Origin of the sequence: Pseudosulfitobacter pseudonitzschiae, from assembly GCF_002222635.1 — a bacterium.
GTDB lineage: Bacteria > Pseudomonadota > Alphaproteobacteria > Rhodobacterales > Rhodobacteraceae > Pseudosulfitobacter > Pseudosulfitobacter pseudonitzschiae_A.
Genome location: NZ_CP022415.1, coordinates 876,610 through 896,239, shown reverse-complemented (window position 1 = coordinate 896,239; position 19,630 = coordinate 876,610). Strand labels below are relative to the sequence as shown.

Genomic DNA, 19,630 nt, shown 5'->3' with positions numbered 1-19,630 from the left:
GGCGGAGAAAACAGGGGCTTTCTACCCGGTCTTGTGGTTGATCGCAAGCTGCGCTGCAGCAAGACGTGCAACTGGAACGCGAAACGGCGAACAGGAAACATAGTCGAACCCGGCCTGACGCACAAAAGCTATCGATTCGGGGTTGCCGCCATGCTCTCCGCAGATCGACAGCACCAGATCAGGCGATACCGAGCGGCCCCGTCCGGCGCCGATTGCGATCAATTCGCCCACTCCGTCCACGTCCAGCGTATGAAAGGGATCTTCGGGGAATACGCCCTGCTTGACATAAGTCGACATAAACCGCCCCGCATCATCGCGCGACAGACCATAGGTCATCTGGGTCAAATCATTGGTCCCAAAGCTCATAAACGAGCAGTAAGGCGCAATTTCCGCAGCCCGCAACGCGGCCCGCGGAGTTTCGACCATCACGCCCAAACGGTAATCGAACTCTGCTCCACGCTCGTTGCGCACGGCGGTGGCGATAGCATCAACACGCCCGCGCACCAGTTCGACCTCGCGTTTGGCGCTAACCAGCGGGATCATGATTTCGGGCACGACAGGGTCGCCATCAACGCTGGCGTCAATCGTCGCCTCAAAGATCGCACGAGCCTGCATTTCGTAGATTTCCGGCACCGTCACACCCAGACGTACACCCCGCATCCCCAACATAGGGTTATATTCCATCAGACTGTCGACACGGCGCATCACCGTAGACAGCGGCAGATCCAAGGCTTCGGCCAATTCCCGCTGACCGGACCGGCTGGTGGGCAGAAATTCATGCAAGGGCGGATCAAACAGACGGATGCAGACCGGTTGACCCTGCATGATGCGGAACAACTGGGTAAAGTCGTCGCGCTGCATCGGCAGCAGCCGTTCCAGCGAGGCGCGGCGGTCTTTCGAGCTGTCCGCAAAGATCATCTCGCGCATCACGGTCAAGCGGCCCGGCTCGAAGAACATATGTTCGGTGCGGCACAGCCCGATGCCCTGAGCGTTGAAGTTGCGCGCAGTCTGCGCATCGGCTGGGGTGTCGGCGTTGGCGCGAATCCCGATGTCGCTGGCCTCGTTGGCCCAGTCCATCAGTTCCTGAAACGCGTCATCCAGCGCGGCCTCGTGCATGTCAGGTGCGCCCATCAGCACCTGCCCCGAGGTGCCGTCGATGGTGACAACGTCGCCTTCGCGCAGGGTGCGGCCATCGCTAGCCTGAATGGTCTTGTTTTCAATCTGGAACCGCATGTCGGAAATTCCGACCACACAGGGCAGACCGATGCCGCGCCCGATCACGGCTGCGTGGCTGGTGATGCCGCCGCGTTCGGTCAGTACCCCCTTGGCCGCGTGCATGCCGCGAATGTCCTCGGGTGAGGTTTCGCGACGCACAAGAATGCAGGGTTCAGACCGCGCGGCACTGGCCTGAGCTTCAGTGGCGGAAAACACCAGCCGTCCCGTCGCCGCGCCGGGGCTGGCGGCGATGCCGTGGCCCAGCACATCGCGTGGCGCATCCGTGGCGATCTGGCGGTGCAGCAATTCGTTCAGCGCGCGCGGTTCGACCCGCATCAACGCTTCTTCGCGGGTGATGATGCCATCGCGGGCCAGTTGCACGGCAATGCGCACAGTGGCGCGCGACGAACGTGTCACGCGCACACCATCAAGGATATGCAAGCGGCCGTTATCAATGGTAAATTCCACGTGCATCTCTTCGCGCAGACGGGCCCGCATCAGCGCGGCGTGGGATTTCAGCTGGGCAAAACACTCGGGCAACAGCTCTTCGAACGAGGCACCGCGCGGGTCACAGGTGATAAAGATGCTTTCGGCCTGCGGGCTGAGCGCGTCGCGGCCCTGACTTTGGCGCAAATAGCGACCGGTAATCTGTTCCAGACCGGTTTCGGAATTGACCAGTTGCAACACCCCCGACCCGCATTCGCCGCGCCCCACGCCCAATGCCATCTGCTGCACCACAAGGCCCAAACCCGCATCGGCGGGCGCGCCTTTGGCCATACGCAACAGGCGGGCCGAGGTGCCCTCCCATGCGCGGGCCATTGACTTCAGCACACCGGCCAACTGGGTGCCGATGTCCTCGGGAAACGGCTCTTCGGTCTCTTGCTCATAGGCGCTAAGGGTCGCGTCGAGCGCCTCGATGCCTTCGCCGTCGATGGCGTCGAACATATCGGGGTCAAGCCGCGCGACGTGGACGGCATAGCCTTGGACAAAGCGCAGAAATATCTTGGACGCAGCTTGGGTGCCAAGGGTTTCGCACAGCTCGCGGTGGCGGTCGTGATTCATGCCGATGTTCAGCACAGCACCCGGCCCCCCCCAATCGGGATCTTGCGAGGACGGGCGCACGCAGACCAACGCATTGGCAGGAAATTCAGACAGAATTGCCGCGATATCAGGCAGTTGGCCCGACGCGATATTGTGCACCGCGTCGAAGCTGAGCGCCACGGTAGCGGGCACCGGCAGGTCCAGACGCACCAGCCGTTGCAGACACTTTGCCCGACCGCCGTGGGTTTCAGCGGTAATGGGGGCGGTCTGCGTGACCAGCGTTGTGTCTGGGTTATTCTGCACTGCGGCACCTTTTGGTTTCGCCGCAGCATAGAAGGTAATGGATATGTGACAAGGGGGGCTCTGCCCTAGGTGCTGCGCGCCTCCCCCGGAGTTTATCTGGCAAGATGAAGCGCGTCAGCCTTCGATGCGCGTCAGGTCGGCCACAGCCAGACAGGTCTGGCGAATGCGGCTGAGCAGGTTCAGACGGTTTCGCCGCACGGTGGCATTGTCCGAGTTGACCTGAACGGCGGTAAAGAATGCGTCGATCGGCGTGCGCAGGTCGGCCATCGCGGACATGGCAATGGTGAAATCCTGCGCCTGCATCGCGGGAGTGATCTGAGCCTCGGCGGCATCGAGGGCGGCGAACAGGGCGCGTTCCTCTTCGGTTTCGGCAAATTTCACGTCCGCGCCGAACGAATATTCGACGCCGTCGGCCTGTTCCGCTTGGGTCAGGATGTTGTTGGCGCGCTTGAAGCCCTGGATCAGGTTTTCGCCATCGTCGGTTTTCAGCGTGTCCGACAGGGCGCGGGCACGTTTGACCAGAAGGTTGAGGTCGTCGTTGCCATCCATTGCGATGCAGGCGTCGATGATGTCGTGACGGATGCCCTGGTCGCGCAGGTAGACTTTGAGGCGGTCGTGAATGAAGGAGAGGAGGTCGGTGGCAAGTTTCGTCGCCGCAAAAATCAAAGACTCATCTTTTACAAAGACGTTTAGATGCGTGCCTTCGTTCTCAACTTCGACATCGCTGTTCCAAGCGAGGTTTTGAGACTTCAACATGGCAAGTAGTTCTGTGCGCGGAAGCAACAAGGAAGGGATAGGACCACCTGATTGTGGATCGTAATCTACCTCGTCAGTTTCAAATACACGCCAGCTTTCAGCGGAGAGTTTGCCCGTATTTTCGTCCACTTCAAAGAAGTCCATATAGAGAAGAGCTTTATTGTCGGCATGAATCATAAGATTGCCTGCTATCCCTGAAACGAGGGTTTCCAGAGTTGAGGTGCCAATTTCATTCTCAACCAAAATTCGAATAACCCCCAGCGCAGCCCGTCTTAACGCAAACGGGTCCTTGCTTCCCGTCGGCTTCTCGTCAATCGCCCAGAAGCCGGTCAACTTGTCGATCTTTTCGGCCAGCGCCACGGCCACCGAAACACGCTCGGTCGGCACGTCGTCCGAGGGGCCAAGCGGTGCGTAATGATCCTGTGCGGCGGCGGCGATGGCTTTGTCCTCGCCCATTGCCTCGATGTAATAGCGGCCCATAAGCCCTTGAAGTTCGGGGAATTCATAGACCATTTCCGAGGCCAGATCGGCCTTGGACAGACGCGCGGCACGTTCGGCCTGATCGGGGTCGGCGCCCACTGCGGGGGCAATCTCGCGGGCCAGCACGGCCATGCGGTCAACCAGATCGGCCTGTGTGCCCAGTTTGTTGTGGAAGGTCACGTTTTTCAGCGCGTCCAGCCATGTGGTCATGCCAGCAGAGGCGATGCGCAGGTCGTTTTCCCAGAAGAATTTTGCATCGGCCAAACGGGCCGACAGCACCTTTTGGTTGCCCGCAAGGATGGTGGCACCGTTATCGGCGGTTTCGCGGTTCGCGACGGTGATGAACCGCTCGATCCGGCCAGACTTGGGGTTGCGCACAGAAAAGAACTTTTGGTGCTCTTTCATCGAGGTTTGCAGCACCTCGGGCGGCAGGCCCAGAAAATCTTCGTCAATCTTGCCCATCAGCACCACGGGCCATTCGACCAGCCCCGCAACCTCGGCCAGAAGGCCAGCATCCTCGACGACTTCAAGCCCTTGAGCAAAGGCCTGATTGGTGGCGTCATGCCAGATCGCATCGGCGCGCTCGGTTGCGTCCAGCACAACATGAGCGCGCTGCAACTGGGTGGTGTAGTCGTCGAAATTACGCACCGTCAGCGTGCCGGGCGACATAAAGCGGTGCCCTTGGGTGGTATTGCCCGCAACGATGCCATCGACGTCCACCGGCACCACTTCCGCGCCCTCTTCGGTGACCAGAATGCACAGGATCGAATGCAGCGGGCGCACCCATTTCAACGTGCCATTGCCCCAACGCATTGATTTTGGCCACGGAAAGTTGCGGATCGTGTGTTCCAGCACCTCGGCCACAATTTCGGCGGCGGGGCGGCCCGGTTTGGTAATCTTGGCGAACAGGATCTTGCCCTTTGGGGTGTCACGTTCTTCCAGATCGTCGCGGGTCAGACCGGCACCGCGCAGGAAACCTTCGATGGCTTTTTCCGGTGCGTCAGCCTTTGGGCCTTTACGCTCTTCCACCGTGGTGGGCGATGCGGCCAGCGCGCCCTCGATCGTCAGGGTCAGGCGGCGCGGCGTCGAAAAGGCAGCAGCAGAGGCATAGGTCAAACCCGCTTCGACCAGCCCGTCCGTCACCAGCTTTTTCAGGTCACCCGCCGCGCGGGTTTGCATCCGTGCGGGAATTTCTTCGGAAAACAGTTCGATCAGCAGGTCGGGCACGGGCAGTTCCAATCAGATTGCGCTGTGGGGTGGATAGCGCCCCTCGAGCGAAGGGTCCAGAGGTGGAAAACAACGGCAATTGCCGCATCAATCAGCTTTGCAGCGGCAGCTTCAGTCAGTGGCGGGGCGTTCGGGGCATTCCTCGCCTATGACGGTGCCGTCATAGGCCTTTTCGCCGCAATCGTTCAGTTCGTGCCAGACATATCCGCGCCCGTCCTGCGTGATCGCCACAATACGGTCGACGCCATAGTGGACGTTCTTTTGCGACAGGAATGGCAATGCGGTTCCGGCCTCAAGTTCGGCGCCGATTTTTGCGGCATCAAAGCAATCGAACCAGTCCGGCGCATTGCGCGGCTCAGCCTTCTCCAGACCTACATAGGTTTCCGTCAGCAAGGGCAGCGACATTTCGGTCTTGAAGCACGCGCGGTAGCGGATCGGCGAACTGTCGGCGTCGATGGCCTGAAAGTCGGTGAAGGGGATCGGTTCAGGTGCGTCCGAGACCACCGAGACCAGATTGACCTCTTTCACTGTCACCTCGTCATAGAAGCCGTAGACTTGCAGGTAGTACATGCCTGCGCCCGCGATAAGTGCTGTGATCACGATCAGTATCGCCAGTATCTTGCCGGTCATGCCACAGCTTCCGGGGTCCAGCCCCCTGCCCGTGTCTGCACAAATGCATCGGCGCAGGCTTTGGTCAGCGTCCGCACGCGCCCGATATAGGCCTGCCGCTCGGTGACCGAAATAACGCCACGCGCGTCCAGAAGATTGAAGATATGGCTGGCTTTGATCGCCTGATCATAGGCGGGATGCGCCATGACGATGCGTTTGCCGGTCTTGGGGTCTTCGTGCTGCTGATCCAGAATCGCCTTGCACTCGGCCTCGGCCTCTTCGAAGTGGCGCAGCAGAACCTCGGTGTTGGCAACGTCGAAATTCCAGCGGGCGTACTCTTCTTCGGTCTGTTTGAACACATCGCCGTAAGTCAGCGGGATCGTCGATTGCGGATCGTTATACGGCATGTCCATCACGTGATCGACCGCCAGCACATACATCGCCAGACGTTCCAGGCCATAGGTCAGCTCGCCCGAGACGGGGCTGCAATCGTGGCCGCCGACCTGTTGAAAGTAGGTGAACTGCGACACTTCCATGCCGTCGCACCAGACCTCCCAGCCCAGACCCCATGCCCCCAGCGTGGGACTTTCCCAATCGTCTTCGACAAAGCGGATGTCGTGCAAGCTGGCGTCTATGCCGATGGCCTGAAGGCTGCCCAGATACAGCGCCTGAAGATCGGGTGGCGATGGTTTGATCAACACCTGATATTGGTAATAGTGCTGCAAGCGGTTGGGATTTTCGCCATAGCGCCCGTCGGTGGGGCGGCGAGACGGCTGCACATAGGCTGCGGCCCAGGGCTGCGCACCCAGCGATCGCAGGGTGGTCGCAGGGTGAAAGGTGCCCGCGCCCACTTCCATGTCATAGGGTTGCAGGATGGCGCAGCCCTTGGAGGCCCAATAGGTCTGGAGCCGCAGGATGATTTCCTGAAACGAGCGGGGCGCTGTGGGCATATCGGACATGGGCATTGGCTTTCCAGTTTCGTGCGCACCTTTCCTACGCAGCCCCCCGACAATGGTCAATCGCGGCTTTGTTGCAGCGCAGATCGGGTCGGGCAGGAAATTAGCGCCCAAAAGCGCGATATAAGACGTTCGGCGCGATGAATTCCCCGTGTGGACATATGGTCAACGTGGCGAAATCCTGCTTAATTGGCTCAATTAATTTCCGAGCAGGAGTTCAGGTGAAGATGATGCGCAAATTGGTGGTTGCGGCGATGTTGGCAACAGGGGTGTCAGGGTTGACAGCAGGGATGGCAGTGACGCCTGCGGCGGCCCAGTCCGCTCAGGAGGTAGTATGGGTGCAAATTGAAGCGCATCCCAGTCTTGCCACCGCAACATCCCGCGCCCGCGACTATGCCGGTGCGATCGAGGATGTGAACGGCTTTGCGCTGGGTGGTGGTTGGTACGGGATTGCCTTGGGACCCTATGCCCGCGAAGACGCCGAACAGGTGCTGAGCGTCTATCGCGCCGACGGTCTGATCCCGCGTGACGCCTATATCGCAGAATCCTCAGACTATCGCCAGCAGTTCTGGCCGCTTGGCGCAAACGTGCTGAACCGTGGCGTGGTCGATGCCCCTGATGCGGTGGCCTCCAGCACTGAAACGCAGACGGACACACAAATCACGACAGCCGAAACGGCGACCGAAACCACCGCCGAAGCGGCCCCCCTGCCCACACCCGAACCCGCAGATGAAACCCCGACCGAAGCGCGCCGCAGCGAACAGCTGTTGACCCGCGACGAACGGATGGAATTGCAGATGATGCTGAAATGGGCCGGTTTCTACGAGGCCGCCATTGACGGTGCCTTTGGACGTGGCACGCGCAATTCGATGGCCGCATGGCAAGAAGCAAACGCCTTTGACGTCACCGGAATTTTGACCACGCTGCAACGCGCGACGTTGAAAAAGCAATACAATGCGGTGCTGGACGGTCTAGGGCTGGAACGGGTCGTGGATGCGGAGGCAGGCATAGAACTGATGCTGCCCACCAAAGTGGTGTCCTTTGACAGATACGAGCCACCCTTTGCCCATTATGATGCCACCGGCGACGTTCCGGCCAAGGTGCTGTTGATCAGCCAACGCGGCGATCAGGACACGCTTAATGGTCTGTATGACATTATGCAGACCCTGGAAATTGTCCCGCTGGAAGGTCCGCGCGAACGCCGCAACAACGACTTTGTACTGATCGGCGAAAACGGCATGATGGTGTCCGAAACCCGCGCAACCCTGCAAGATGGCAAAATCAAGGGTTTTACCCTGATCTGGCCTGCGGGTGACGAAGAGCGCCGCCGACGTCTGATCGGCGAAATGGACAAGAGTTTTATCCGTCTCGAAGCGGCCCTTGATCCCTCTGCCGGCGACGGTGGTACGCAGGCGATTGATCTGGTGGCCGGTCTGGATGTGCGCAAACCGCGCATCGCCCGCTCAGGCTTTTACGTGGACAACTCCGGTCTGGTCATAACCACATCCGAGGCGGTCCAGTCCTGCACCCGTCTGACCATCGACGACGAACACGAAGCCGATGTTGTGGCCGATGACGCGACAAGCGGCATAGCCGTGGTGCGGCCCCAAGAAACACTGGCGCCGTTGTCGGTGGCACAGTTCAGCGCCGCGCCCCCCCGTTTGCAATCCGAAGTGGCGGTTGCAGGCTATAGCTATGACGGTGTGCTGAGCGCGCCCAGCATGACCTTTGGCAAACTGGCCGATGTGCGCGGATTGCAGGGCGAGACCGGTCTGTACCGTCTGGCTATGACCACCCTGTCGGGTGACGCGGGCGGTCCGGTCTTTGATGCGACTGGGTCGGTCATGGGCATGTTGCTGCCCAAATCCGGCGGCGCGCGTGCATTGCCCGACGAGGTGGTCTTTGCCGCCGACACGGGCGTGATCCGCACGGTTCTGGCGGGTGCCGGTGTCAGCATTCAGGCGGCGGCCTCAACCGGCCCGTCCGAGCCCGAGGACATCACCGAACAAGCCGTGGGCATGACCGTTCTGGTCAGTTGCTGGGACTGATCCTGCACAGGATTTGACACAAATGCGCGGCACCTCAGGGTGCCGCGTTAGCCCCTTGTTAAGGGCTGGCCATCATTTTGACGATCAAGCGTGGGGGCGCGTGAACATTGATCAAAGTGGAGTGGACCATGATTTCCAGATTTCTCAGCATCTTCGCCTTGGGCGCAACCGTCATGGCAGCGTCGCAAGCCACCGCATCCGTTGCAACGCCGCCTGCGGGCCATCAGGGCCAATGGTGGACCAACCCGCTGGGCTGTGAGTATTCGCGCGCCGGACGACCCGGCGAGACGATGTGGTTCCTGATCATCAACACCGCCAAACCCGGCTGCCCGACCTATATCGCGGGCACCACATGGGGCGGCATTTACCGCGCGCATGGCACGATCCTTAAGCGCTGAAACAACTGTTCCGCCTTCCTCACAGGGGCGCCGCAGGCCTGAAACGACCGTATGAGGCACCAACACAATAACGATTGACCGTGGCATGCAAACGGGCGGGACCATTGATCCCGCCCGCTTTTGTTATCGCGCAATCTGGCCGGTCAGCCGTTTGGCAAGGGTTCGCAGAACCCACATTAGTCGGTGACGTCAGGTGTAAGGTAGATCAACGTGGGGCCACTGGCCTTGAACGCGGCGGTAACGGCATCCTGCATCTGCTGGATGGTTTTCGGCGCGACCGCATTGGCCCCGAATGCCTCTGCCAGCTTGCAGAAATCAGGGTTGCGCGCGATCACCGCGTTGGGGGCAATCTGGGCGCGGGCCATGCTGTCCTCGATCTCTTTAAGTTTGCCGTTGTCCCACAGAATGATCGGCAGCGGCAGGCCCAGTTCCACAGCAACACCCAGTTCCTGCATCGTATAGTGAAAACCGTAATCGCCAATGATCGCCAGCGTCGGCAGGCCGGGGCGCGCGATGGCACCGCCAATGGCCGCAGGCGTGGCATAGCCCAAAGTGCCAAAACCGTAGGGGTGGTGCCAATGGCCGGGCTTTTCCATTGGCCAGACGTCCTTGGCCACATAGGCAAATTGGGTCATGTCCGAATAGATCATCGTATCTTCGGGCACCACAGCGCGCAGCGCATCGCACAAGGGCGCAATGCCGGGGCGTGCGGCGTCACTGTCGGCGCGCCATGCTTTACGGGATTTTTTGACTTCGTCCGTCGACCAGCCCGATCGGGCCTTGTCCATCATCTCGGCCCGTTCCAGTAATGCACGCATCAGCAGCGGACCGTCGCACAGGATGTTCAGTGCCCCGGCATCGGTGTTGGTAAAGGCGGCAGGGTCGATATCAACCCGCACCAGCAGACTTTGGTGACCCAGATGCGCGCGCCACAGGTCAACCTCGGCCAGTTCCGATCCGACAACAACAACCACATCCGCGGAACCGATCACCTCGGCGCTGGACGGGTTCGCCAGCCCTGCACCAAAGTGCAACGGATCATCTCTACCGACAATGCCGCGACCGGCATAAGTGGTGAATGATGCAGCGCCCAAAGCTTTCAACGCCTTGCGTGTGGTTTCGGCCCCGACGCGAGCCCCGCCGCCCAAAACGAACAGCAACCGGTCAGCGCCAAGTATACGGTCAAGCGCATCGCCCATCTGTGGTAGGCAGGGGGCGGTATAGGGGCGCGGTGCTGGCGCGGGATCTGCGGCGGCCTGAAGTGCCGCAATCGGCACCTGAATGTGTTTGGGGCGCGGACGTTGCGCCGTCATTTCGGTCAGCGCGCGGTCGATCAGCGTATAGGCGGCATCGGCCGTGCGCGCCTCGGCGGACCAATCGCAGACGGTGGCAGCGGCCGCACGTTGGTCTTTCATCTGGTGCAACTGACCTTTGACGCCTTCAACCTCGTCCAGACAGGAGGACACCACCAGCACCGGTACTGAATCGGAATAGGCCTGCCCCATCGGTGTCATGATATTGCACAGCCCCGGTCCGGTGATCACATAAGCCACCCCCGGCTTGCCCGACGCGCGCGCATAGCCGTCGGCCATAAACCCAGCGCCCTGCTCGTGACGGGCCAGAACATGCGTGATCCCTGCCTCTTCTATACCGCGGTACATTTCCTGATTGTGGACCCCCGGTATGCCAAAAATCGTATCGACCCCCCGCGCCTTCAGCATGTGGGAAATTTGGGCTCCAAGGGGACGTTTCATCAGGCTCTCCAGAATTGTACGGTCAGAATGGCATATACCACCATCAGTTCCAGCCGACCTACCAGCATTCCGCCGGCAAGCAACCATTTGGCAGTGTCGTTGAGAGGGGCAAAGTTGCCCGCAGGGCCGATCGTGTCCCCCAAACCAGGACCGATATTGCCCAGAGCAGTGGCCGCCCCCGACAGCGAGGTTACAAAATCCAGTCCGGTCATGCCCAATGCCACGGCCAGCAGCCCCACCGACACCACGAAAAAAACAAAGAATGACATGACCGACCCCAGCACGTCCGCGTCCACCGGACGGCCATCGTACCGCGGGGTAAAGATGCCATGCGGGCTGCGGGTTTTGCGCAATTGGGCGCGGACCGACGAAAACAATATCTGGTAGCGAAAGATTTTAACCGAACAGGTGGTCGAACCGGCGCATCCGCCGATCATACCCAAAAAGAAAAAGATCGAAATCAGGAACGGACCCCACGCCATGTAATCAACGCTGGAATATCCGGTGCCCGAGATAATCGAGACCACGTTGAACAGCGCCTCGCGCACCGCCTGTTCGACGCTGTGCGGAAAGATATAGGTCAGGGTAAAGGCGCTGACGGCGACAACCACGGCGATGGTCGCCAAAAACGCATGTACCTGCGTATCGCGCCAGATCGCGGTGGTGTTGCCGTTGATCATTTGGACGTAACGTACAAAAGGCAAAGCGGCGAGGATCATAAAGAACGAGGCCGCGTATTCTTTGCCGCCGACAAAACCGCCAAAGGAAGAATCGTAATTGGCAAATCCGCCGGTGGACACTGTGGTCAGCGCATGGACCGTCGCATCGAACACATTCATTCCGAGGGTCAGGTAGACCACTGCACATGTCAGGGTGATCGCAATATACAGGCCCGAAATCTGGCTGGCGATCTGGGTGGCACGGGGCAGGATCTTACCCATTGTTTCGAAGGCTTCCGAGCGGAAGATTTGCATCCCCCCGACCCGCAGTTCAGGCAGGAACACCATCGCGACCACAATGATACCGATGCCACCCAGCCATTGCAGGATACCACGCCACAACAACAGCCCCTTGGGCAGGTCATCCAATCCGGTAAAGACAGTAGACCCTGTGGTGGTCAGCCCTGACATCGCCTCGAAGAACGCGTCGACATAGCGCGCTTCGGTTGCGCCAAAGACGAACGGCAAGGCCCCGAAGATCGGCAGACACAGCCACACACCAGTGGTCAAAAGAAACGTTTGCTGGATCGTCAGACCTTCACGGACACCGTTGGCACAGCTTAGCGCCAATACGCCACCGGCAAGAATGGTGATCAGTCCGGATTCAACAAAAACAGGCCAGTGTTCCTTGCCCTCGGCAAGATCAACCAGCAACGGAACGATCATGGTTAACCCAAGCGCGGTAACCAGAAGTCCGATGACATATCCAACGGGGCGCAAATCAAACATTTCGCCAGCGTTGGCGCGGGCTGCGCCGACTGTCAAGACAGTCTCAGGCGCAGCCCAGCATCAATTCGCAATCAAACGTAGTAGAGATCGCGGAACACGTACGCGGGGATGTTTTCGCGTTCGATTTTCAGCTCGGCCAGTTGCGCGTCCGACATTGCGTTCAGACGATCAATCAGCAGCATGCGTGCTTCCATGCTGCGCGATTTTTGGCCAGCTTCGATCAGGGCGGTAAAGCCACGCGACAGGGCCGCGCCGAAACCCGCGAAGAACTGTGCGACGGGAGTTGCAGAAATGTGAGTGGCGGTTTGAGTAGCCATGATAATGTGCCTCTTTGGTTTGGGAGAGTGATTACGTTTCTCCTATGACACATCATATAGGTATGCCAACCTGACCTACCACTGACGATATTGCATAGCTGCATTGCAGCATTTCGAATATGCTTTCGCTTATTTATTGAGCGTAGCGCCCCTTTTAACACCGCTGCATCGCAGCATACGGCAAAAGGGGCGGCTCTTTAGCCCACGTGAAACAGCGACTGGAACAGTCGCGGATCAATGCTTTCAGCGGCGAAAGTATCGCCTTCGGTCAGCACGGAAACGGCATCGTGGCTGTGCAGGCTTTCTTGATGGCTGGCCACCACACGAAAGTCACCGACTCGGTGATCGGCCAGCAGCTGTTCGCAGAACAGACGCGCTGCATCTTCAACAAAAATCGGGTTGGCAGCGTTCAGTTCGGCAAAGGCCTGTTCGTCTTCGCGTTTGACCATCACCTGCGTTTCGGTCGGAACCGCGCGACGGCAGGCGTCGATCAGGTCTTCAAACCACAACGGCCCCGCGTCACAATCCAGCACCACCGATATCCGCGCCACAGAGCGTTGCGAGTGCGGTGTGGCCAACTGGCCACGGGTGGCACGGGCGTGTTCGCTCAGTTCCAGCGAACAGGGGCACGTGGACGAATAGACGTAATCAAGGTGAACAATCTTTTTGCGCACCCCGTTCTGTTCGACCAACTCCAGTGCGATATCGTAATACTGATAGCCGGACAGACCCGAACGCAGGCTTTTCACCTTCATAGGAAAGGAAAATCGCATCTGGATACGGGCATCAAAGCTTTCCAGATCGGTTTTATAGTCGTCCAGCGCCGCCTCGATCACCTCGAAGCTGAATGTCTGGTCGGCATGGGCATAGAACGAGCGCATGATGCGGCTCATGTTGATGCCCTTTTTCTCGGCCTCAAGGCTGACAGTGCCGGTCACAGAGGTTTCCAACAGCAGCGACGCATCGGTATCACGGCTGCGATAGCGGATCGGCAGCCGAAAGTTCGATATGCCGACGTGCTGGATTTGCTGATGCGCACCACGGATCAGGCTCGAAGGCCCGTTTTGCAGGTCGGGCAGCGTGTTCTTATAGGCTGCGTCGACAACAAACTCCTCGGGGTAGTTGCGCGAAAAAGCCGGATAGTTGGACCCGGAATCGCCGGGCAACAGCCGCGCGACAGAGGCGTCCAGTTCAAGAATTTCGGTGGGTGTTGCGGATTTCGCCCAGCGACGCAGCACATCAAGTGCGGCCTTGGCGTCATCACGTTCGGGTATTTGTTGGAACTCGGGCGTATGAATATTCATGCAGTGGCCCCCCTTTGTATATCAGTCCACACCCAACATAGGTACGCGACCGGCTTTTGCCAATATCTGCCAAAGGTACGCACCAAAGCGAATATCGGTTCAAAATTTCACAATAAATCACGCCGGTGACAGGATTTTTCTTGGGCAACGGTGGCGCAAAAGCGCCCGAAACCGCAGTTTCGGGCGTTGTTTTATTTGGCTTAGACCTGATCGAGCGCTTGCAGCATATCGGCGATCAAATCCTCGGCGTCTTCCAGTCCGACCGACACGCGCACCAGACCGGGTGTGATGCCCAACAGGTCTTTCTGCTCTTGCGGCAGTCGCTGGTGTGTAGTGGTGGCCGGATGGGTCAGGATCGACTTGGCATCGCCCAGATTGTTCGAAATCACACCGATTTGAAGCGCGTTGAGGAAACGGAACGCGGCCTCTTGCCCTCCGGCAAGATCAATCGCGATCAATGTGCCGCCCTTGCCCATCTGGCGTATGCACAGTTCATGTTGGGCGTGAGACGGGTGACCGGGATAAACAGTGCGGACCAGTTTGGGATGACTGGTCAGCGCATTGGCCAGCGCCTCGGCTGTGGCAGTTTGGGCGCGCACGCGCAGGTCCAGCGTTTCCAGACCTTTCAGCATGATCCACGCGCTGAACGGCGACAGCGCGGGGCCAGTGTGCTTGAGATAGGGCTCGACCGTTTTGCGAATGTAATCTTCCGACCCGAGGATCACGCCCCCCATCGCGCGTCCCTGCCCGTCGATGTGTTTGGTGGCGGAATAAACCACCACATCCGCGCCCTGTTCAAACGCGCGGCTATAGACCGGCGAGGCAAAGACGTTGTCGATCACAACCTTGGCATTCTGCGCATGCGCCAGTTTCGCCACGGCTTCGATGTCGACCACTTCCAGCGTCGGATTCGACACGCTTTCAAAGAACACCACATCGGTTTCGGGCGTGATCGCGCGTGCCCAAGCGTCCAGATCGGTGCCGTCCACCAGAACAATTTCGACGCCGTAGCGGCCAAGAATCTCTTCCAGCACATAAAGACACGAACCGAACAGCGCGCGCGCAGACACCACGCGGTCACCCGCTTTGAGCATCGACATCAACGCACCGCTGACAGCCGCCATGCCAGAAGCCGTGGCAAAAGCCGCCTCGGCCCCTTCCAGCGACGCAATCCGGTCCTCGAACATCGCCACCGTGGGGTTGCCATAGCGAGCATAAATAAACTCGTCGTCGCCCAGCTGCTCGAACCGCTGCGCCGCGGCTTCAGCTGTGTCATAGACAAAACCCTGCGTCAGAAAAATCGCTTCACTGACCTCGCCGTACTGGCTGCGGCGTGTGCCGGAATGAACAGCGCGGGTGCGTGGTTTCCAATCGGTCATATCATTCATCCTTACGGGCCAAGAAAGGGCTGGCCACAAAAAAGCCCCCGAAACGCGGTCAAGCGAAGGGAGGCTTCATCCTGACCTTTTAGCGGGATTATTTAACGTGGCCCGCAATCCGGTAACAAATCGCCACGGCGACACCGATAGGCTCTTGCGCCGCCTGCGTCAACACCGTGCGGCGGAGTCATGTAGAGTTTACATAAATTGGCTAGTGCTGCGGCGAACAGCGCAGAAACGTTGCAAGGAGACGCACTTGCCCGTCCTCAGAGTGAACGCCGCCCCCGACGGCCCCCGCCTGCACCTGACCCACGCGCCTCTGCGCCCCGCCCTGTTGCGGGCGGCCCAAGGCACCGGGCCAATTATCGTGATGATCCCCGGATACAAATACGACCCCGCCGCGCCCGCCCATTGCCCGCACCGCACATTGTTGCGCCGCGACGGCGCATGGTTGCGGCAAATGGGGTTCGGCATGGGCGACCCCGACGAAGGGCTGGCGCTGGGATTTGGCTGGAACGCACGTGGCCCTGTCTGGCGCGCAGCACGGCGCGCACGCGCTGCGGGCGGGCAGTTGGGTCGGATCTTGCGTATCCTGCACCGCGCGGCCCCGCACCGGCCCATCCACCTGATGACCCACTCGATGGGCGCCGAGGTGGCGCTGGCGGCCTTGCATGTTTTGCCACGCGGCGCCATCACACGACTGCTGACGTTGGCACCCGCGAGCTATCACAGCACCGCGGATGCTGCGTTGCAATCACCTGCGGGGGCCACGCTGGAATGGATCAACGTGACCAGCCGCGAGAACGCGCTTTTTGATCTGATGTATGAGCGTCTGGTTTCACCGCCATGCCGCAAGGACCGCGTGATCGGCGCGCGCCTGCACGCGGTCAATGCAACCACGCTGCGGCTGGACTGCCCGCGCACGCTGGACTGGCTGCAACGCTTCGGCGCGCAAATCGCACCGCCCACCGCGCGCATCTGCCACTGGTCAGGCTATACCCGTCCTGGCGCGCTTGGGTTTTACAACCGCCTGCTGCGCGATCCGGCACGCGTCCCACTGGCATCGTTGCAAGCGCCCGCACCGGCAGCCCCCGCACGGTGGAGATTGCCCCTGCCAAGCTGGCAAAAAGCGGCCACCTGATCCTGCAACCGCTTCTTTTGGCAACAAATATCCCCGCCGAAGGCAAATAACCCGCAACGCGCGACCAGCTTCAGCCGTCCGACGTGTCGCTGCCTTTTGCGTCCTCAATTCCGTAGGTCTGGAACAGTTTGCTCTGGCTCATGAAAAAGCCGAAAACCGCAATCGACAGACCAAAGGTCTTGAAATACACCCAAATTTCCGTGCTTTGCGTGCGCCAAATTACCTCATTCAGGATTGCCAGCCCGAAGAAAAACAGCATCAGCCGACGCGTCAGGATCATCCAGCCTGTGTCTTGCAGGGGCATCATCCCTTCCATCACATACTTCAGGTAGGACGCGCCGCGCAGCAGGCCAAAGCCCAACATGCCGCCAAACAGCAGGTAGATCATCGTCGGCTTCATTTTGAAGAAACGATCGTCATTCAGCCAGACCGACAGCCCGCCAAAAATCACCACCAGCACCAGTGTCGCCACCTGCATCCGGCTGACCTTGCCTGTCAGAAACCACAGCGCACCGGTCGACGCGATCAGCAGTGGAATGAACGCCGCCGTGACGATGATAAATCCGTCATACTCAGTCCCGCCGATGGTAAAGATGTGGTCCTTGAGCAGCAGGTAAGCAACAAAAAAGACAAGGATCGGGCCGAAATCCAGCGCCGATTTCAAAAAGGGGTTAATCTCGCGTTTGTCACTCTCGGGGGTTTGATTGGTCATCCGCCCATCTCCACAATCACGGCACCCACAGCAATCAGCGCCATCAGCGCGATGCGACGGGGGCCTACGGTTTCTTTCAGCACCAGCCAGCCGATAAAGGCTGCAAACACCGTCGAAGTTTCACGCAACACGGCAGCTTCGCCGACCTTGTCCAGCCGTGTCGCCATCATGATAGAACCAAAACTGAGGAAGGCCACAAGCCCGCCCAGCACACCGCGCCGCATCAGCGGAGCCACCGTCGGCCGGTCCGGCATCGCCCGCCAGCGGATATAGGCAATCGGTGGCATCACAAGCGCATCAATCAGGAAAAACCATGCCAAAAAGGTAAACGGGTTTTCTGTCGCGCGGATGCCATAAGCATCATATGTGGTATAAAGCGCCACAAACAACCCTGTCAGCACCGCCAGCCCCAGCGCCATATTCAACGTCTCGCGTGCTGCCGTCAGGTTGCGCAGATTATAGATGGCCAGCCCGAAGATACCGCACAGCAGCACCCCCACCCCCATCCACTGCACCCAAGTGAACACCTCGTTGAAGATCAAATAGGCGCCGATCACCGCAAACAGCGGACCGGTGCCGCGCACCACGGGATAGACAACCGTATAGGCACCCTTGGTATAGGCCCACGCCTGCAACAGTTTATAGACCGTGTGAATTGCCCAAGCGCCCAGAAAAATCAGCCACATGTGCGGCTCGGGCCAAGGCACGACAAACAACGCAAAGGGGGCCGCCATCACGCCATAGCTTGCATCAATCGCCCCGCGCGTCAGCCACGGGTCATGCCGCCCTTTTTGCATCGCACCAAAGACCGCGTGCAGAAATGCCGCGCTGAGCGCAAGGACCAGCGCAAGTTGGTGACCCGCTGCGGTACCCTCGATCGATGCCAGCCAGTTGGTCATACGCGGCGTCCGTCCGGACAATCGCACGCGCGCAACGGGTTGGCGGCCCGCCGGCCTGCGACCGACCGGCAAAGATTTTTGTGACCCAAATTAGGCACAGGGTGCGGGCCGGACTGTCGATCAGGTTTCATGGGCTATGCAGTGACGCGCAATCGCGCAGGCCGCAAGGCGTTTCGTGGTGCTTAATTGTAACATCTTGGATGGTTGTCAGACATCCGCGCCGGTCAGCGCGCGCGCAAAGTCGTCTGGGTCGAATGCGTCCAGATCGTCGATTTGTTCCCCCACGCCGATGGCATGGATAGGCAGGCCAAACTTGTCCGCCAGCGCCACCAGTACCCCCCCTTTGGCGGTGCCGTCCAGTTTCGTCATGACCAGTCCAGAGACATCAGCGACTTGTTGGAAAATCTTCACCTGATTCAACGCGTTCTGGCCCGTCGTTGCGTCGAGAACCAACAGCGTGTTGTGCGGCGCACTGGGGTCTTTTTTGCGAATGACCCGGACGATCTTGGCCAGTTCTTCCATCAGATCTGCACGGTTTTGCAAGCGGCCTGCGGTGTCGATCATCAGCAAATCGGCGCCGTCTTCCTGCGCCTTGGTCATCGCATCAAAAGCAAGGCTGGCGGGGTCCGACCCTTCAGGGGCGGTCATCACCGGCACGCCCGCACGTTCGCCCCAGACCTGAAGCTGCTCGACCGCAGCGGCACGGAATGTATCACCGGCCGCGATCACCACATTCTTGCCCGCCGCGCGAAACTGGCTGGCCAGCTTGCCGATGGTCGTCGTCTTGCCCGAGCCGTTGACCCCCACCACCAGCACCACCTGCGGCGTCTTGGGGTAGATCGGCAAAGGCCGTGCCACGGGTTCCATGATGCGGGCAATCTCGGTCGCCATCAGATTCTTGATTTCGCCCACCGACAGTTTCCGACCCATGCGCCCCTCGGCCATGTTGGCGGTGACACGCAGGGCGGTATCGACGCCCATGTCGGTCGAGATCAGCAACTCTTCGAGTTGTTCCAGCATGTCATCGTCCAACACGCGGCGCACCACGGGCTGTGCTGCGGGTGTACGTTTGAACAAACGGCCCAAAAGCCCGCCCGCGGCGGGTTGGTTGGTGGCCTCTTGTTGGCCCGGATCAGCGGCGCGCGGCATTTCTGCGGTCGCGGCGGCGGGTGTTTCCATCAAGGTGTCGACGGCCATCGTCGCAGGGCGCGGTCCGGGCGCTGGCGCGGGTGGCAGATCGGGTTCGGGGGCAGGAACGGGATCAGGCTCGGGCTGCGGTTCGGGCGTTTGCGGGATTTCCGGTGTGGGGTCAGGTGGCAGATCCGGCTCGGGCCCAGGGATCGGCGTGGGTTCCGGCGTTGGCTCAGGATCGGGTGTCGGGATCGGGTCCGACGGCAGATCGGGCTCGGGCACCTCTTCGGGGTGGGGCGCGGGCACCGGATCGGGTTCGGGCGTGGGCGATGGTTCGGGCGCAGGCGTTGGATCTTCGGGCTGCGGCGCTTCCGGCTCCGAAGTGCTGATTTCGCCCCCGTCCTCGACAATTGCTTCCAATCCCTCGTCAATCCTTGACGACGATTTGAACATACGGTCCTTGAGTTTCTTGAAAAACGCCATGATGCCCCGTTGGTTGGTTTAAACCTTAG

At 59.9% G+C, this 19,630-nt stretch carries 15 protein-coding genes and 1 riboswitch; of the genes, 3 read left to right on the top strand and 12 right to left on the bottom strand.

The window, feature by feature from the left end:
* Nucleotides 1-21 precede the first annotated feature (21 nt).
* The 4 genes from SULPSESMR1_RS04245 to SULPSESMR1_RS04230 form a co-directional block, all read right to left on the bottom strand.
* Entirely contained in the window at nucleotides 22-2,559 is a 2,538-nt protein-coding gene (locus SULPSESMR1_RS04245; RefSeq protein ID WP_089419699.1) for a putative PEP-binding protein, read from the bottom strand.
* 114 nt (nucleotides 2,560-2,673) lie between these two features.
* Nucleotides 2,674-5,022 carry a glycine--tRNA ligase subunit beta gene (glyS, locus tag SULPSESMR1_RS04240; RefSeq protein ID WP_089419698.1) on the bottom strand — a complete coding sequence of 783 codons (2,349 nt, stop codon included), beginning with the start codon at nucleotides 5,020-5,022 and terminating at the stop codon, nucleotides 2,674-2,676.
* Nucleotides 5,023-5,133: 111 nt separating this feature from the next.
* Nucleotides 5,134-5,652 (bottom strand): DUF6446 family protein, encoded by a 519-nt coding sequence (locus SULPSESMR1_RS04235; RefSeq protein ID WP_089419697.1) that lies wholly within the window; start codon nucleotides 5,650-5,652, stop codon nucleotides 5,134-5,136.
* Nucleotides 5,649-6,590, bottom strand: coding sequence for a glycine--tRNA ligase subunit alpha (locus SULPSESMR1_RS04230; protein ID WP_089422137.1), 942 nt, complete (start codon nucleotides 6,588-6,590; stop codon nucleotides 5,649-5,651). Before SULPSESMR1_RS04230 ends, SULPSESMR1_RS04235 begins: the two co-directional genes overlap by 4 nt.
* A gap of 227 nt (nucleotides 6,591-6,817) precedes the next feature.
* Here SULPSESMR1_RS04230 and SULPSESMR1_RS04225 point away from each other — a divergent pair, with 227 nt between their 5' ends.
* Both SULPSESMR1_RS04225 and SULPSESMR1_RS04220 read left to right on the top strand, forming a co-directional pair.
* Nucleotides 6,818-8,635 (top strand): serine protease, encoded by a 1,818-nt coding sequence (locus SULPSESMR1_RS04225; protein ID WP_089422136.1) that lies wholly within the window; start codon nucleotides 6,818-6,820, stop codon nucleotides 8,633-8,635.
* A 128-nt stretch (nucleotides 8,636-8,763) separates the two neighbouring features.
* Entirely contained in the window at nucleotides 8,764-9,033 is a 270-nt protein-coding gene (locus tag SULPSESMR1_RS04220) for a hypothetical protein (RefSeq protein ID WP_240311271.1), read from the top strand.
* A gap of 176 nt (nucleotides 9,034-9,209) precedes the next feature.
* On the opposite strand, the gene SULPSESMR1_RS04215 is transcribed toward SULPSESMR1_RS04220, so the two are convergent.
* From SULPSESMR1_RS04215 to metZ, 5 genes are all read right to left on the bottom strand, one after another.
* A complete protein-coding gene (locus SULPSESMR1_RS04215) occupies nucleotides 9,210-10,787 on the bottom strand; it encodes a thiamine pyrophosphate-binding protein (protein ID WP_089419696.1) in 1,578 nt (525 codons plus the stop codon).
* The gene (locus SULPSESMR1_RS04210; RefSeq protein WP_089422135.1) at nucleotides 10,787-12,235 is read right to left on the bottom strand and encodes a TrkH family potassium uptake protein; all 1,449 of its coding nucleotides are present in this window, start codon (nucleotides 12,233-12,235) and stop codon (nucleotides 10,787-10,789) included. The genes SULPSESMR1_RS04215 and SULPSESMR1_RS04210 overlap by 1 nt, the downstream gene beginning before the upstream one ends.
* A 71-nt stretch (nucleotides 12,236-12,306) precedes the next feature.
* The gene (locus SULPSESMR1_RS04205; protein WP_089419695.1) at nucleotides 12,307-12,552 is read right to left on the bottom strand and encodes a hypothetical protein; all 246 of its coding nucleotides are present in this window, start codon (nucleotides 12,550-12,552) and stop codon (nucleotides 12,307-12,309) included.
* A 197-nt stretch (nucleotides 12,553-12,749) separates the two neighbouring features.
* Complete coding sequence (folE2, locus tag SULPSESMR1_RS04200; RefSeq protein ID WP_089419694.1) at nucleotides 12,750-13,856, bottom strand: GTP cyclohydrolase FolE2; 1,107 nt, start codon at nucleotides 13,854-13,856, stop codon at nucleotides 12,750-12,752.
* A 200-nt stretch (nucleotides 13,857-14,056) separates the two neighbouring features.
* Nucleotides 14,057-15,235 carry an O-succinylhomoserine sulfhydrylase gene (gene metZ, locus SULPSESMR1_RS04195; RefSeq protein WP_089422134.1) on the bottom strand — a complete coding sequence of 393 codons (1,179 nt, stop codon included), beginning with the start codon at nucleotides 15,233-15,235 and terminating at the stop codon, nucleotides 14,057-14,059.
* Nucleotides 15,236-15,303: 68 nt separating this feature from the next.
* Nucleotides 15,304-15,381: riboswitch (SAM riboswitch) on the bottom strand.
* A gap of 110 nt (nucleotides 15,382-15,491) precedes the next feature.
* Here metZ and SULPSESMR1_RS04190 point away from each other — a divergent pair.
* Nucleotides 15,492-16,376 carry an alpha/beta hydrolase gene (locus SULPSESMR1_RS04190; RefSeq protein ID WP_089419693.1) on the top strand — a complete coding sequence of 295 codons (885 nt, stop codon included), beginning with the start codon at nucleotides 15,492-15,494 and terminating at the stop codon, nucleotides 16,374-16,376.
* 70 nt (nucleotides 16,377-16,446) lie between these two features.
* Here SULPSESMR1_RS04190 and SULPSESMR1_RS04185 read toward each other — a convergent pair whose 3' ends face one another.
* The 3 genes from SULPSESMR1_RS04185 to ftsY form a co-directional block, all read right to left on the bottom strand.
* Entirely contained in the window at nucleotides 16,447-17,088 is a 642-nt protein-coding gene (locus SULPSESMR1_RS04185; RefSeq protein ID WP_089419692.1) for an inner membrane-spanning protein YciB, read from the bottom strand.
* Nucleotides 17,085-17,987 carry a DMT family transporter gene (locus SULPSESMR1_RS04180; RefSeq protein WP_089419691.1) on the bottom strand — a complete coding sequence of 301 codons (903 nt, stop codon included), beginning with the start codon at nucleotides 17,985-17,987 and terminating at the stop codon, nucleotides 17,085-17,087. The genes SULPSESMR1_RS04185 and SULPSESMR1_RS04180 overlap by 4 nt, the downstream gene beginning before the upstream one ends.
* A 207-nt stretch (nucleotides 17,988-18,194) precedes the next feature.
* Nucleotides 18,195-19,601: a signal recognition particle-docking protein FtsY gene (gene ftsY / locus SULPSESMR1_RS04175; protein ID WP_089419690.1), complete on the bottom strand. Its 1,407-nt coding sequence runs from the start codon at nucleotides 19,599-19,601 to the stop codon at nucleotides 18,195-18,197.
* Nucleotides 19,602-19,630 lie beyond the last annotated feature (29 nt).

Bases quoted from the DNA above. Each gene is read 5' to 3' on its own strand.
- SULPSESMR1_RS04225 (WP_089422136.1), top strand. From the start codon at position 6,818: ATGCGCAAATTGGTGGTTGCGGCGATGTTGGCAACAGGGGTGTCAGGG.
- SULPSESMR1_RS04205 (WP_089419695.1), bottom strand. From the start codon at position 12,552: ATGGCTACTCAAACCGCCACTCACATTTCTGCAACTCCCGTCGCACAG.
- SULPSESMR1_RS04230 (WP_089422137.1), bottom strand. From the start codon at position 6,590: ATGTCCGATATGCCCACAGCGCCCCGCTCGTTTCAGGAAATCATCCTG.
- SULPSESMR1_RS04210 (WP_089422135.1), bottom strand. From the start codon at position 12,235: ATGTTTGATTTGCGCCCCGTTGGATATGTCATCGGACTTCTGGTTACC.
- SULPSESMR1_RS04185 (WP_089419692.1), bottom strand. From the start codon at position 17,088: ATGACCAATCAAACCCCCGAGAGTGACAAACGCGAGATTAACCCCTTT.
- metZ (WP_089422134.1), bottom strand. From the start codon at position 15,235: ATGACCGATTGGAAACCACGCACCCGCGCTGTTCATTCCGGCACACGC.
- SULPSESMR1_RS04180 (WP_089419691.1), bottom strand. From the start codon at position 17,987: ATGACCAACTGGCTGGCATCGATCGAGGGTACCGCAGCGGGTCACCAA.
- SULPSESMR1_RS04215 (WP_089419696.1), bottom strand. From the start codon at position 10,787: ATGAAACGTCCCCTTGGAGCCCAAATTTCCCACATGCTGAAGGCGCGG.
- SULPSESMR1_RS04220 (WP_240311271.1), top strand. From the start codon at position 8,764: ATGATTTCCAGATTTCTCAGCATCTTCGCCTTGGGCGCAACCGTCATG.
- ftsY (WP_089419690.1), bottom strand. From the start codon at position 19,601: ATGGCGTTTTTCAAGAAACTCAAGGACCGTATGTTCAAATCGTCGTCA.
- folE2 (WP_089419694.1), bottom strand. From the start codon at position 13,856: ATGAATATTCATACGCCCGAGTTCCAACAAATACCCGAACGTGATGAC.
- SULPSESMR1_RS04235 (WP_089419697.1), bottom strand. From the start codon at position 5,652: ATGACCGGCAAGATACTGGCGATACTGATCGTGATCACAGCACTTATC.